General features: G+C 57.0%; 13 protein-coding genes and 1 riboswitch. Of the genes, 1 reads left to right on the forward strand and 12 read right to left on the reverse strand.

Annotation, left to right across the window (positions count from 1 at the left end; all coding sequences use genetic code 11):
* From GKAS_RS13525 to GKAS_RS13575, 11 genes are all read right to left on the reverse strand, one after another.
* Nucleotides 1-762 (reverse strand): ABC transporter substrate-binding protein (locus GKAS_RS13525; RefSeq protein ID WP_035894879.1); only part of this gene is annotated, 762 nt, incomplete at its 3' end.
* A gap of 111 nt (nucleotides 763-873) precedes the next feature.
* Nucleotides 874-1,647: an ABC transporter ATP-binding protein gene (locus GKAS_RS13530; protein WP_035894880.1), complete on the reverse strand. Its 774-nt coding sequence runs from the start codon at nucleotides 1,645-1,647 to the stop codon at nucleotides 874-876.
* Nucleotides 1,648-1,657: 10 nt separating this feature from the next.
* Nucleotides 1,658-2,524, reverse strand: coding sequence for an ABC transporter ATP-binding protein (locus GKAS_RS13535; RefSeq protein ID WP_035894902.1), 867 nt, complete (start codon nucleotides 2,522-2,524; stop codon nucleotides 1,658-1,660).
* On the reverse strand, nucleotides 2,496-3,401 hold the full coding sequence (locus GKAS_RS13540; RefSeq protein ID WP_035894881.1) for an ABC transporter permease: 906 nt from the start codon (nucleotides 3,399-3,401) through the stop codon (nucleotides 2,496-2,498). The genes GKAS_RS13535 and GKAS_RS13540 overlap by 29 nt, the downstream gene beginning before the upstream one ends.
* On the reverse strand, nucleotides 3,398-4,435 hold the full coding sequence (locus tag GKAS_RS13545) for an ABC transporter permease (protein WP_035894882.1): 1,038 nt from the start codon (nucleotides 4,433-4,435) through the stop codon (nucleotides 3,398-3,400). The genes GKAS_RS13540 and GKAS_RS13545 overlap by 4 nt, the downstream gene beginning before the upstream one ends.
* On the reverse strand, nucleotides 4,432-6,054 hold the full coding sequence (locus GKAS_RS13550) for an ABC transporter substrate-binding protein (RefSeq protein WP_035894883.1): 1,623 nt from the start codon (nucleotides 6,052-6,054) through the stop codon (nucleotides 4,432-4,434). Before GKAS_RS13550 ends, GKAS_RS13545 begins: the two co-directional genes overlap by 4 nt.
* A 67-nt stretch (nucleotides 6,055-6,121) precedes the next feature.
* A complete protein-coding gene (locus GKAS_RS13555) occupies nucleotides 6,122-7,276 on the reverse strand; it encodes a mandelate racemase family protein (protein ID WP_035894884.1) in 1,155 nt (384 codons plus the stop codon).
* A gap of 269 nt (nucleotides 7,277-7,545) precedes the next feature.
* A complete protein-coding gene (gene fbaB / locus GKAS_RS13560) occupies nucleotides 7,546-8,598 on the reverse strand; it encodes a class I fructose-bisphosphate aldolase (protein ID WP_035894885.1) in 1,053 nt (350 codons plus the stop codon).
* 145 nt (nucleotides 8,599-8,743) lie between these two features.
* Nucleotides 8,744-9,544 (reverse strand): bifunctional hydroxymethylpyrimidine kinase/phosphomethylpyrimidine kinase, encoded by an 801-nt coding sequence (gene thiD, locus GKAS_RS13565; RefSeq protein ID WP_035894886.1) that lies wholly within the window; start codon nucleotides 9,542-9,544, stop codon nucleotides 8,744-8,746.
* On the reverse strand, nucleotides 9,541-10,326 hold the full coding sequence (gene thiM / locus GKAS_RS13570; RefSeq protein WP_035894887.1) for a hydroxyethylthiazole kinase: 786 nt from the start codon (nucleotides 10,324-10,326) through the stop codon (nucleotides 9,541-9,543). Before thiM ends, thiD begins: the two co-directional genes overlap by 4 nt.
* Nucleotides 10,327-10,360: 34 nt before the next feature.
* A riboswitch (TPP riboswitch) is annotated at nucleotides 10,361-10,457 on the reverse strand.
* A gap of 105 nt (nucleotides 10,458-10,562) precedes the next feature.
* Nucleotides 10,563-11,915 carry a sensor domain-containing protein gene (locus GKAS_RS13575; protein ID WP_035894888.1) on the reverse strand — a complete coding sequence of 451 codons (1,353 nt, stop codon included), beginning with the start codon at nucleotides 11,913-11,915 and terminating at the stop codon, nucleotides 10,563-10,565.
* A 268-nt stretch (nucleotides 11,916-12,183) separates the two neighbouring features.
* Between GKAS_RS13575 and GKAS_RS13580 the strand changes: the two genes are divergently transcribed.
* The gene (locus tag GKAS_RS13580; protein ID WP_035894889.1) at nucleotides 12,184-12,606 is read left to right on the forward strand and encodes a universal stress protein; all 423 of its coding nucleotides are present in this window, start codon (nucleotides 12,184-12,186) and stop codon (nucleotides 12,604-12,606) included.
* Between the two features lie 31 nt (nucleotides 12,607-12,637).
* Here the strand turns inward: GKAS_RS13580 and GKAS_RS13585 are convergent, their stop codons facing one another.
* A complete protein-coding gene (locus GKAS_RS13585) occupies nucleotides 12,638-13,564 on the reverse strand; it encodes a LysR family transcriptional regulator (protein ID WP_035894890.1) in 927 nt (308 codons plus the stop codon).
* Between the last annotated feature and the right edge of the window lie 23 nt (nucleotides 13,565-13,587).

Genomic DNA, 13,587 nt, shown 5'->3' on the forward strand with positions numbered 1-13,587 from the left:
CATCTCGTACATATTGCCTTTGCCGAACGAAGCGTAGTACTTCATATCCGGAATGACGTGGTTGTCGATAAGCGTTTTATACAGCTGGAAAAACTCGACCCATTGCGCGTCGCTGTAGGTGAATTTTTTGCTCTGCTCATCAATGGCCGGGATATTGTACTTCTGCACCATATAGGAGTTGAGCAGCGCCAGCACGCCGAGGCTTTCCGGAGCCACCGGGTAATACGGCTTACCAAGCTTGCTCTCAAAGGTTTTCCCGGCGCTTATCAGCTCATCCCAGTTTTTCGGGTAGCTGATACCGGCCTTTTTCCAGGTTTGATCGTTGTAGTAGAAGATACGCGCGGTCATGGCGACCGGGATCCCGTTCAGCTTGCCTTTAACCGTGACCGGCTGGAGATCTTTGGCGGTAAACTGGTCGAGACCAATCTCCGCTTTGACCTTGTTGAGATCGTAAAAGCCGTTACCGTCTTTAGAAAACAGCGCCAGCCAGTTCCAGTTGGTCTGCATCACGTCCGGCTCGGTACCGCCCGCTAACTGCGTGGTCAGGCGCGAAGTGTGCCCGTCCCAGCCGGTGTATTCGGCTTTGACGTTGATATCCGGATACTGCTGATGAAAAGCTTCCAGCGCCTTCAGCGTCACCTGATGGCGGCCGTTGCCGCCCCACCAGGACATGCGTAGATCGACGGGTTCTGCTGCCAGCGCGGACGCAGTACAGGCACAGAGGACGAGCGGTAGGGCAAGACGGAAAGATTTTTTATGCATTTTTATTATTCCCAGAGGCAAATTGATGGGGTAGGCCGGATAAGGCGTTTACGCCGCCATCCGGCACCTGAGCCGAACTGCCCGATGGCTCTACGCTTATCGGGCCTACAGTTAATATGCAGCCACCTCACGGGCCATTTCTCGCGTGTATTGACGGCTGGCGTTGACCAACATCTGCGTGTACGGCGTTTGCGCTTCACCGTTGACCAAGGCATCAACGGTGAGCGTTTCGAGAATCTTGCCGTACTGCATCACCGCCACCTTCTGGCAGAGATGGGCGATCACGCCCAGATCGTGCGTCACCATCAGGTACGTGAGATTCGATTCTTTTTGCAGCTCCGCCAGCAGGTTGAGGATTTCCGCCTGCACCGACACGTCCAGCGCCGAGGTTGGCTCATCCAGCAACAGCACCTGCGGCTCGAGGATCAGCGCCCGGGCAATCGCCACGCGCTGGCGCTGGCCGCCGGAGAGCTGGTGCGGATAACGGTCGCGGAAAGCGCGGTTCAGCCCCACGCGGTCTAGCAGCGTATTGATGCGCCGGTCGCGCTCGCCGATGCCGTGAATTTGCAGCGGCTCCTCCAGAATGTCGCCAATGGTATGACGTGGATGCAGCGACCCGTAGGGGTCCTGAAACACCATCTGCACCTGACGGCAGCGCTCGCGGCTAATCTTATGCGAGAGCCGCTGGCCGCTAATCGCCAGCTCGCCCTGCCAGTGATTAAACAGCCCGGCGAGACACTTCAGCACCGTGGTTTTCCCGGAGCCAGACTCCCCCACCAGGCCATAAATCTCGCCCGGCTTAACGTGGAAATTGACATCAAACAGCACCTGGTTGCGCTTTTCACCCTCACCAAACACCAGGCTTAAGTTGTTCACTTCAATCATTGTGCGCTCCTTAATCGGTCAGCCAGCTGGTCTGACGCTGTAGCACCGGGAGAACCGGGCGGCGATGGTGCATATCCGGCAAGGCGCTAATCAGCCCCTGCGTGTACGGATGGGTGGCGTTATCAAGATCGCAGGCGGCAATCGACTCCACCACGCGCCCGGCGTACATCACCAGCACGCGGTCACAGAAGCTGCGCACCAGGTTGATATCGTGGCTTATAAAAATCAGCCCGAGCCCGCGGGATTTCACCAGATCATCCAGCAACCCCAGGACCTGCAAACGTACCGACACGTCGAGCGCCGAGGTCGGCTCATCGGCAATCACCAGCTCCGGGTCGGTAATCAGCATCATCGCAATCATGATGCGCTGCCCCTGCCCACCGGAAATCTCGTGCGGATAAAGGTTGTAGACGCGTTCCGGTTGGCGAATACGCACCACGTCGAGCATCTCCATCGCCTTAGCTTTCGCTTCGGTTTTATAGCCCGGATGGTGAGTCAGCCAGGCTTCGGCAATCTGGTCGCCGACGCGCACTACCGGGTTCAGCGAATATTTCGGGTCCTGCATAATCATCGAAATACGCTTGCCGCGAATGGCACGCATCTGCGCCTCGCTGGCGTTCAACAGGTCGGTATCACCGAACTGCATCCGGCTGGCGTCAATGCGCGCTTTTTTCGGGTGCAGGTGCAGCAGCGCACGGCCCACGGTGGATTTACCGGAACCGGATTCACCCACTATCGCCAGCTTCTCCTGCCCGAGCTGGAAGGAGACGCCGCGCACCGCATGGGTTACCGCGCTGCCGTTGACGAAATCCACGCTTAAATCGCGTACGTCGAGTAGCGGTGCAGCGCTATTCGCTGCGAGGATCGAGGATGTCACGTAGGCCATCTCCTAAGAAGTTGAACGCTAAGCTGTTGATCAAAATCGCCAGCCCCGGGATCGTTACTACCCACCAGCACTCCATCATGTAGGTACGGCCGCTGGAGATCATTGCCCCCCACTCTGGATCCGGTGGCTGCGCGCCGAGGCCAAGGAAGCCCAGGCCGGCGGCGGTCAGGATGATCCCCGCCATGTTCATGGTGATACGAATAATCACCGACGGCAGGCACAGCGGCACAATGTGGCGCCACAGCACGCGGGCCGGAGAGGCACCCTGCAAACGGACAGCAGAAATAAAGTCCGCCTGACGCAGCGACAGCGTTTCCGCGCGCGCCAGACGCGCAATCGGTGGCCAGGCGGTGAGCGTGATGGCAATGACCACGTGCTCAAGCCCCGGGCCTAAGGCGGCGACGAACGCCAGCGCCAGCACTAGGCTTGGGAAGGAAATAAAGATATCGGTCACGCGCATCAGCACCATATCGACCTTACCGCCGAAGTAGCCCGCACAGACACCGAGCAGCAGCCCCAGCGGGCCGACGGTGACCGAGACCAGCAGCACGATGTAGAGCGTTATGCGCGCACCGTATACCAGGCGGCTGAAGATATCGCGGCCAAATTCGTCGGTGCCAAACCAGTGCTGGGCGCTCGGCGCGCTCAGCGCGTTGCTGAGGTCCTGCACCAGCGGGTTGTAAGGGGCAATCAGCGGCGCAAATATCGCCACCACCAGCAGCAGGAAGATAATCCCGCCGCCGATAGCGGTCAGCGGGTTACGCGCCATCTTGCCAATAAATCCCCCAGCTCTGGCCAGCCCGCGCAGCAGGCGCTGGCGGCCTTCACCGGCGGTGCCGGAGAGTCGACTATCGAGAGAAACCGTCATGATTTTGTCCTCGGGTCGAAGAATTGATACAGCATGTCGGAGAGCAGGTTAAGCATCACGAAGATCACCCCCACCAGCAGCACACAGCCCATCACCGCGTTCATGTCGCCCAGCAGCAGGCTGCCGGTGAGATAAGAACCAAAGCCCGGCCAGGAGAAGACGGTTTCAATTAACACCGCCCCTTCCAGCAATGAACCGTAGGCCAGCGCCACCACCGTCAGCAGCTGAACCAGGATGTTACGGAACGCGTGATTCCAGATAACCTGACGCTCGGTCAGCCCTTTGACGCGCGCGGTGATGATGAACTCCTGCGACAGCTGCGCCAGCATAAAGCTTCGGGTCATACGGCTGATGTAGGCGAGCGAGTGAAAGCCCAGCAGCGCCGCTGGCAGGATCAGGTGATTAATGGCGTTCCAGAACACGTCGCTGTTTCCGGCCAGCAGCGCATCAACGGTCATCAGCCCGGTACGACGCGGTACAATGCCGTCGAGCCCCAGGTCAACGCGCCCCGCACCGCCCACCCAGCCTAGCCAGGCGTAGAACACCAGCAGCCCCATCATCCCCACCCAGAAAATCGGCGTGGAATAACCGGCGAGGCTGATAATGCGCACCACGTAATCAGAAATACTGTTGCGACGCGCCGCCGCCAGTACGCCCAACGGAATGCCGAGGCCCGCGCCGACGATAATCGCCATCGTCGCCAGCTCCATGGTGGCCGGGAAAACGCGAATAATATCGTCGGTTACCGGCTTGCCGGTCAGCAGCGCGTTACCCAGGTCGCCGTGCAGCAGGTTGACGAAGTAGATACCAAACTGGGTCATCAGCGACTGGTCAAAGCCCAGCTGGTGATAGACTTGTTGATAGGTACTCTGGTCGGCATCCGGGCCGACAATCGCCAGCACCGGGTCGATAGGCATCACGCGGCCAATAAAGAAGGTCAACAGCAGCAGGCCAAACAGCGTAATCGCCACCTGCATCAACCGTTTTGAGCAGCGCCGGGTCCGGGAGCCGGGCGCAAGAATTGCCGTACTCATCCTTTATCTCCTTCGCTGACTTTGTAGACTTCACGCAGGAACGTGGTGGCGGACGGGTGCGGTTTGTAGTCTTTCACCTCGTTACGCACCACCACCGAGTCGACCATCTGCGACACCGGTATCATCGCCGGGATCAGCGCATCAAAGCGGGTCTGAATGGCCTGATAATCGGCAATCTGCTTTTGCGGGTTACGCTCGAGCAGCGCGCCGTCGATCATCTCGTTAAGCTGCTTGTCATAGAACCCGGTGCGCCAGCCCTGGAAGTTGGTCAGCCGCGCTTCATCGCTGTTGTCCGGGTTGTAGACCAGCGCGCGCAGGCTGGAGTGCGGATGGGGCTCCATGCCGCTGCCGCCACGCCCGACCAGCATGTCGAACTTACGCTCACGCATGGCGCCGTAAATCTGGTTGCCGGTACCGGTAATAATTTTGGCGTTAATGCCCGCCTGCATCAGCGTGGACTGCACGGCAATGGCGATATTGAGGAACGGCTGGTCGGCGAGCACGCGCAGCGTAGTGTCAAAGCCGTCAGGATATCCGGCCTCCGCCAGCAGCTTTTTCGCCCGCGCGAGATCGAAGGTGTAGCCCGGATCGGGCAGCGTTGACGGCATTCCGGCTTTGATCGGGCGCTGGTGTAACACGCCGTAGCCCGGCATCAGCGCTTTGTTGATGCCCTGATAATCAATCAGGTAGCGCACCGCTTCACGGACTTTCGGGTTAGCGAAGTGCGGCTCTTTCATGCTCATCGACACGTAATACATGGTGCCGCGCTGTACGGCATCGACGGTGAGCTGCGGGTCTTTACGCAGGGCGTTGATGTCCGACACCGCCATGTTGCTGGCAATATCGAGGTCGCCTTTCTCAATCATCAGACGCAGGGTCTGCGACTCCTGGAAGTGACGCAGCACCACGCGGTTCATCTTCGCCTCGCCGCGCCAGTAGTCCGGGTTGCGCTTCATGCGCAGCACGTCTTTTGCCTGCCAGGTTTCCAGCGTAAACGGCCCGGAACCGGCTTCGTGGGTGGTCAGCCACTTATTGCCCCAGTCGTTATTCTGCTCATGGCTTTGCACGGTTTTGCTATCGAGTACGCCGAGGTTACCCAGCGCCGCCAGCGAATAAATCACCAGCTGCGGGTCGTTATCTTTGGGCAGGACAATTTGCACCGTCTCGTCGTCCAGTGCCGTTACCTGCTTGTCGACGTTCTTCTTGCTGAAGCCGTAGGACTTCCACACCGACGCCTGCGCCAGGTTAAGGTGCAGTATGCGGCGCATCGACCACACCACATCAGCGGCGGTCAGCGGGTTGCCGGAGTGAAACTTAACGTTATTTTGCAAATGGAAGGTCAGCGTTTTGCCGTCCGGACTGATATCCCAGGATTTGGCGAGCGCCGGTTTAACGTTGGTGAGCTGTTCAGGGTCAAGCTCCACCAGCGAGTCATAGAGATTCACCACAATCCCCACCACTTCGTTGCCGGTCATTGCTGCCGGGTCGAGGGTGAGAAGGTTATTCATGTTCATGCCGATGATGAGCTGATCCGGCGGCGTTTTTGCCAACGCCGCCCCGCTCCCCATCGTCATGGTAAGCGCGAGCAAACACGCTCCAAGCAAGGAGGATTTTTTCATCTATCTATCGCCTGTAGGGTACGACAGGCGACGAATCCGTCCGTGCCTGTCTTTTATTTGTTATGTGTCAGTCGTGGCTGACGGTGTTGGCTTCGATAAAGGCAAAATTGATGTCTTCGCCCAGTCCAGGGCGTTGAGACAGGTGAACGTAACCATCGGCGTCCATTGGATCGACGATACTGTTCAGGTAGGCCGCTGGCTGATCGTAGTCGAGGAACGGATGCAGCAGGCCACGCTCGTACCAGCGACAGTTGCGAATGGCGCCAATCACCGCCAGGCTCGCCGCGCCGTTACCGTGCACTTCGCAGTCCATACCAAACGACTCCGCCAGTGCCGCCACCTTCATGGTTGGCGTAATACCGCCCACGCCGTTGGCCCCTGCGCGCAGGATGTCGCACGCCCCCGCTTTCACCCAGTCGGCACGGCTATGGTGCTTACCGCCGAAGCTTTCCGGCCCGATAATCGGAATCGAGAGGTTTTCAGCAAGCCAGGCGTAAGAGGACATGCTGTCCTCTTCCATCGGCTCTTCAAACCAGGCGAAGTTGAGTTTTTCCAGCTCTTTACCAATCCACAGCGCTTCGGTGCGGCTGTACCAGTGGTAGCCGTCGATCATCAGGTCGATATCCGGACCCACGGCCTCACGCACCGCGGCGCAAGCTTTGATATCCATTTTTGGGTTTGGCGCGAACGATACCGGCGGCATCCAGGTGTGCAGCTTGATAGCTTTATAACCGCGCGCCACCAGCGTTTCGGCAAAGGCAGCGTACTCTTCCGGCGTTGACAGGCCGCCTTCAAGGTCATCGCCGCACATGGTGCTGCCGTAGGCCGGGACTTTATCGCGATAGCCACCCAGCAGCTTGTAAACCGGCATATTGAGCTTACGCCCAATGAGATCCCACAATGCCTGCTCCACGAAAGAGAGCGCACGTTCGGTCAGTTGATGCGCGCTGCCGCGCTGCCAATGCACCAGATCCTGCCAGATACGCTCACGGTCGAACGGGTCTTGCCCTACCAGCACCTTGCGAAAGAAGGTATTCACCACGAACGGACGCACGATTTCCGGCGGCGCAAAGGAATAGCCCTTGCTACCGTCGTCGGCGGTAATGGTCAGCATCGCCATCTTGGCCATGCTTTCTGGCCCCGGATGAGAATGTCCGGCGCTGTCGGAGACGCGGCGCGTAGGGTGCTGGAAAACGGTGACATTTACAGATTCAATTTTCATTAAGTGTCCTTAATACAACATGCTACATGGCGATTACTTCGCCACGGTTCTGTGTAATACACGGTTCCGGTAATACGGTTTTAGCGAATTGAAAAGGCGTTTCATCACTAATCTAAGCACAAAATAGCACCACTTCCACGGACAATTTCCGCTAACACCGGGCTGTTTTTTGGGCATGCGCACGAGAGTGCGTGACGTTTTTCACAAAAGGATGGGGAAATGTGAGGGGGATCGTCATCCCCTCCCGGGCGGGAGAGGATGAACAAAAATCAGGCGAAGGTGATTTTGCTATCGAGGTAAACATCCTGAACGGCGTTGATTAATTCCACACCGTCGGCCATCGATTTTTTGAAGGCTTTACGGCCAAGAATCAGCCCCATACCGCCCGCACGTTTGTTGATAACCGCCGTACGTACCGCATCGGAAAGGTCAGTTTCACCGCCCGCAGCACCGCCGGAGTTAATCAACCCGGCACGGCCCATATAGCAGTTCGCCAGCTGGTAGCGCACCAGATCGATAGGGTTATCGGTGGTCAGCTTGGTATACACACGTTCGTCGGTATAGCCGAAGTTCACCGCTTTATAGCCGCCGTTATTCTCGGCCATTTTCTGCTTCACAATATCCGCGCCGATGGTGGCTGCCAGATGGTTGGCCTGACCGGTCAGGTCCGCAGACACGTGGTAATCAACGCCATCTTTTTTAAACGCCGGATTACGCAAATAGGCCCACAGTACGGTGACCAGCCCCAGCTCATGCGCGCGTTCAAAGGCCGCTGAGATTTCTTCAATCTGGCGGCGCGACTCTTCTGAACCAAAATAGATGGTCGCCCCGACCGCCACCGCACCCAAATTGAACGCCTGTTCGACACTGGCGTACAGCGTCTGGTCAAAGGTGTTCGGGTAGCTCAGGGTCTCGTTATGGTTGAGCTTGACGAGGAACGGAATGCGGTGCGCGTAGCGGCGGGATACTGATGCCAGCACCCCATAGGTGGAAGCCACGCAGTTGCAGCCTGCTTCAATCGCCAGTTCAACGATATTTTTCGGATCAAAATAGAGCGGGTTGGCGGCAAACGAGGCCCCGGCAGAGTGCTCAACGCCCTGGTCCACTGGCAGAATCGACAGATAACCCGTCCCAGCCAAGCGCCCGGTATTGTAGAGAGTCTGCATATTTCGTAGCACGGCAGGTGGACGGTTGTTATCCGTCATTACCCGGTCAACGTAGTCGTGGCCAGGCAGATAGAGCTGGTCGGCTGGAATGGTCATACAACGATGCTGTAAAAGGCTGTCGGCGTCTTTGCCAAGCAACTGCGCAATATCAGTCATAGCTATGCTCCCGTAAGCGCCGACATCATGTCGGCTGGTTGTCCTGCTCAACACTTTTGAGCAGGATAAGCCTGGTACCGGGAGTGTGGAATGTCCAACTTTTGACAGATTTTAAGCACAACCTGCTGGCACGTCAGCCGGACAGTTACCACCATTCGTGGAAATGATGCACCGGCCCGATACCTTCACCTACCTGCAAAGTATCGGCCTGGGCCAACGCCTGCGACAACCACGCTTTTGCCACCGGCACGGTTTCCTGCCAGTTGGCATGGCGCGGCCTTAAGGCCGCCAGCGCCGCCGACAGCGTACAGCCTGTACCGTGGGTATTTTTGGTCGCCACGCGCGGCGCGGTAAAACGCATTTCCCCTTCAGCGGTAAACAGCCAGTCCGGGCTTTCAGCGTCGTCCAGATGCCCGCCCTTCATCAGCACCGCTTCACAGCCGAGTGCCCGCAGCGCCCTGCCCTGCTCCAGCATTTCGCGCTCATTACGGGCATGCGGCGCGTCAAGCAGCGCTGCCGCTTCCGGTAGATTTGGCGTAATCAGAGAGACCTGAGGCAGTAGACGCTGGCGCAGCGTCTCAACGGCGGATACGGAAAGCAGAGGGTCGCCACTTTTCGCCAGCATTACCGTATCCAGCACCACGTTCTGAATGCGATAGCGTTGCAGACGTTCGGCGACCGCTTCCACAATATCTGTCTCCGCCAGCATGCCAATTTTGGTGGTGTCGATGCGTACATCGCTGAACACGGAATCAAGCTGCGCGGCCACGAAATCAGGTTCAATTCGGTAAACCGACTGCACGCCGCGGGTATTTTGCGCCACCAGCGCGGTAATCACCGAGCAGCCATAGGCGCCAAGCGCCGAGAAGGTTTTCAGGTCGGCCTGAATGCCTGCGCCGCCGCTTGGATCGGTGCCAGCAATGGTTAATGCGTTGATACGCTTCATGCCTTCACCTCCCCGTGCATCGCATACAGCGCGTCGAGGAATGCGGGAACAAAACTTCCCGGTCCTCGTCCCTGCGCCGCGCGCTGCCCCGCCAGTTTCATCACGGCACATGCGCCCGCCACGTTCAGTAATCGGTCACCCGGTAAGGCACAGCTTGCCGCCACCACCGCCGAAAGCGCACAGCCGGTTCCCACCACGCGGGTCATCAACGGAGAACCGCCGTTTACCGCCAGCGTACGTTCACCGTCGGTGATGTAATCAACTTCACCGGTTACCGCAACAATCGCGCCGCTTTCTCGTGCCAGTTTCTGTGCCGCCGGTAGCGCCGTCGCGGCGGTATCGGTAGTGTCTACGCCGCGCCCGCCCTGACTTTCGCCCGCCAGAGCCATAATTTCAGAGGCATTGCCACGAATTGCCGCCGGGGCCATCCGCACCAGTTCACGACAGAAATCAGTACGCAGCGTCAGCGCCCCCACCGCCACCGGATCGAGCGCCCACGGGGTTCCGGCACGGTTCGCACTTTCTACCGCCGCCCGCATGGCCTGAGCACGTGGTTGAGTTAACGTGCCGACGTTAATCAGCAGCGCGCTGGCAATAGACGAAAACTGGGCGGCTTCACCCGCGTCAATCACCATCGCTGGCGATGCGCCAAGCGCAAGCAGGACGTTTGCGGTAAAGGTCTGTACGACGTCATTGGTCATACAGTGAACCAGCGGGGAATGTTGATGCAGAAAGTATGCGGTGTGCGCTGATTGCGCGGGACTTAGCAGGTCGGCTTGCATGGTTTGCTCCTGCCAAAACGCGAAGAAGCAATGACCAAACGGCCTCTGACTTCCCTACGCTGGCATTATCCAGATCAGGTGGTACGGGTTTTTCTCAGCCTTCACAAGGAAGGGCACCCCGAGTCATTTGAATCAATTTTTAGCGATTAACATGTTATTAATCGCTGCCCGCAATAATGCCAGCAGGCAATCCGACAAACAAGCCCGTACGTCAAACCCAGGCATTGGACGATGGCTTATCCGTAATTTTGCCGCCGTGTTTTACCCTGTTTGGCTACATACATCGCCTTGTCGGCATAGTCGAGAAGCTGTTGTTCATTGCTGCCGTGTTCAGGATAACACGCGATTCCGATACTAGGGACAACCGTCACCGCGTAGCCATCAAGGCTAAAAGGCAAACGGAACGCATCATCAATCTTTTTGGCGACGAGCTCCGCGTGTTCAGGCAATAACGGTCTTTGAAGCAAAACGACAAACTCATCACCGCCAATACGGGCGACGGTATCCGATTCACGTATGCAGCGCTTCAGGCGCACGGCGGTCTCTTGTAGCAAGAGATCGCCCATCCCGTGACCCAGCGTGTCGTTAACCTGTTTAAATTTATCGAGATCGATAAACAGCAGTGCCAGTTGGCTTTGCTCATGGCGGGCAGTCGCCAGCGCCGCTTTTAGGCGATCGTACAACAGGCTACGATTCGGCAGGTCGGTGAGCTGATCGTATTGCGCCATATGCTGCAATCGGGCCTGCATCTGCTGGCGTTCAATGACCGTCGCAATTTGCGTCGACACAAACTGCAGCAGTTCCTGATCCTGTACGTTGTAGCACACGCCGCCCGGATAGCTTTTGAGCACCAGCGCGCCAATCGTGCCTTTATGTGATTTTAGCGGGACGCCCAGCCAACAGAACGGGTTAATACCAAAAGAAAAACGCAGTTCTTCCATACGGCTCGCCATCGTCTCAGGCGTGAGCAGCAGAGGTTGGCCGGTATGAATCACTTCTGCGTAAAACGTCGACGGAATCAGGGTAAACGGTGCGGGGGTATCCTGATACTCATCGACGTGGTACGGAAAGCTCAGTTGGCCCGTTTCATCATCGTAGAGCGTTACCGAAAAGTTATCGGCGGGCAGCAGTGTACCGACAATCTGATGAATACGCTGGAATAGCTTGAGCAGATCCTCAGCGGTATGCGCAGCTTCTGAAATAGCATAAAGAACAGTTTGCAGCTGTTCTGAACGTTTACGCTCGGTGATATCGCGGGCAACACCAATACGTAATTGATCGGCCGGAGACCAGCGCGCTGACCACATGATATTCAAGACCTGGCCATTTTTGTGGACATAACGGTTTTCAAAATGAAATTGCGGGTTACCCGACATCACGTCGACTATCGAATTCCGGGTTAATTCCCGGTCTTCCGGCAACATTATTTCGAACATGTTACGGCCAATCAGTTCTTTCGGCGTATAGCCAAAAATACGCTCGCAGGACGCACTGGCAAAAATGATATTGGCGTGGGCATCAACGGCAAAAACAGCGTCCATCATGAGATCGATAAAACTGCTCAACGGTGCGTGAGAATTCGATTCCATAGAGAAAGTCAGGCCTGAATATAATAATGAGTGCGACAACTATTGAAAACCGTCGCCCATAAGCGCTACAGCAATGGTTAAATATAGTACAGCGAGAGTTTACTATACAATCAAAAAGCGTCACGCCACGGTGCTAAAAAACGTAGTCATATTTAGACAAGGAGGTTTCCGCTGCCTTTCTTTTTGCCCACCTGGCGCTTCATTTTCCTTCCTCGCGCAATCGGCACATAATAGTTGCTAAGATTGTCCTGCATAATGAGGTATTGCGATGCCTGTCTATCATCATACGCTGGTATTGATTAACAATAGCCTTGATGGCGTTCCGTTGTTACAGCATGCAGCCAGGATGGCGCAAGAAAGCGCAATGAAAATTACTATTGCCCATATCAGTACCGATTACCGGGCGCTGAACTATGTCTCCGATAGCCTGATGGACGACGATGTGTCGCAGGAAGTCATTCAGGCGAAAGCGCTGCTTAGCGAGCTGGCGGCAACCGTCTCTTTACCCGTGCAAACGCTGGCTCTAGTGACGGCACGACGATTTGAAGATGTTGAAGCTTGTGTACAGCACAACAATATCGACCTGATTATTGCGGGTCACCATAACCGGCTGTTGGGCGTGCTAGCCTCACATTCGCTGGAATACATTAATCATTTAACGGTGGATGTGCTGATTAAGCATTTAGATTGACCCGGCGTCGCTTTGCTCGGCCGGGCGGCTATTATACGGTGCTGGTTTCGCGGAGTTCTTTTAGCAGTAATGTGAAGCACGCTTCGATAAGCGGTGGCAGCGTCTGTGGGCCACGCATCAGCGCAACGGTGCGGGTTAACGCTGGTTGTTGGAGTTGCGCAACCCGAAGCGCCTCATCCTGTAAATGCGTGGTATACAGCTGTGGAAGGATCCCCACCGCCAGCCGTGAGCGCACCAGCCCATACAGCGTTTCAATATAATCGACCTGATAGCGGGTATTGAGCGTCAGACGCTGGCTCTCAACTAATGCCCCAACCAGACGCTGAATATTACCTTTAGAGAACACCGCAATATCGCGCCCTGCCAACTGCTTCCACGGCAGATGTGTCTGGCCTGCCAGCGGGTCATCTGCATGCAGCACGGCCACCAACGGGTCTTCACGCAGCGGAAAGACCTGTAGCTCCGCCGGCAACGAACTGTCGATAGCGCCAACGCCAAAATCAACCTGCCCGCTTTGCAAGTCACGCGCTAGCGCATCGTTGGTACGGTCAAGAAATTCTACCCGCAGACGCGGAAACGCCAGGGCCAGCGCTTCAGGCAGCAGCGGAAACAGCAGCGAACTCACCGACGGCACCAGCCCGATGCGCACGGTGCCGTCACCGCCCGCTTCGACTATCTGCTGCATATCGTGAAATGCCATCTGCGCGACGCTCAGCACACGCTGGGCGTGAGGCAATATGGCCGCCCCCAGCTCAGTGAGCGTGACCGACGAGGCGGTGCGGTTAACCAGCTTACCGCCCAGCACCGTTTCAATCTGGCGCAGGGCGCTACTCAACGCCGGTTGGCTAATCGCCAGCCGGTTAGCGGTATCGGTAAAGTGACGCAGCTGCGCCAGCGTGACAAAATACTGCAACTGTTTAAGCGAGAGCGCAGGCAATCGCTGCCAGGGGTCGGTCATGATGTGCTTCACTCGTGGCTATC

It is taken from the genome of Kluyvera ascorbata ATCC 33433, assembly GCF_000735365.1.
GTDB classification, from domain to species: domain Bacteria; phylum Pseudomonadota; class Gammaproteobacteria; order Enterobacterales; family Enterobacteriaceae; genus Kluyvera; species Kluyvera ascorbata.

What these genes read in the sequence shown, in the direction of transcription:
- GKAS_RS13540 (WP_035894881.1), bottom strand. Translation starts at nt 3,401, where the DNA reads ATGACGGTTTCTCTCGATAGTCGACTCTCCGGCACCGCCGGTGAAGGC.
- GKAS_RS13575 (WP_035894888.1), bottom strand. Translation starts at nt 11,915, where the DNA reads ATGGAATCGAATTCTCACGCACCGTTGAGCAGTTTTATCGATCTCATG.
- GKAS_RS13580 (WP_035894889.1), top strand. Translation starts at nt 12,184, where the DNA reads ATGCCTGTCTATCATCATACGCTGGTATTGATTAACAATAGCCTTGAT.
- thiM (WP_035894887.1), bottom strand. Translation starts at nt 10,326, where the DNA reads ATGCAAGCCGACCTGCTAAGTCCCGCGCAATCAGCGCACACCGCATAC.
- GKAS_RS13530 (WP_035894880.1), bottom strand. Translation starts at nt 1,647, where the DNA reads ATGATTGAAGTGAACAACTTAAGCCTGGTGTTTGGTGAGGGTGAAAAG.
- GKAS_RS13550 (WP_035894883.1), bottom strand. Translation starts at nt 6,054, where the DNA reads ATGAAAAAATCCTCCTTGCTTGGAGCGTGTTTGCTCGCGCTTACCATG.
- GKAS_RS13585 (WP_035894890.1), bottom strand. Translation starts at nt 13,564, where the DNA reads ATGACCGACCCCTGGCAGCGATTGCCTGCGCTCTCGCTTAAACAGTTG.
- thiD (WP_035894886.1), bottom strand. Translation starts at nt 9,544, where the DNA reads ATGAAGCGTATCAACGCATTAACCATTGCTGGCACCGATCCAAGCGGC.
- fbaB (WP_035894885.1), bottom strand. Translation starts at nt 8,598, where the DNA reads ATGACTGATATTGCGCAGTTGCTTGGCAAAGACGCCGACAGCCTTTTA.
- GKAS_RS13555 (WP_035894884.1), bottom strand. Translation starts at nt 7,276, where the DNA reads ATGAAAATTGAATCTGTAAATGTCACCGTTTTCCAGCACCCTACGCGC.
- GKAS_RS13545 (WP_035894882.1), bottom strand. Translation starts at nt 4,435, where the DNA reads ATGAGTACGGCAATTCTTGCGCCCGGCTCCCGGACCCGGCGCTGCTCA.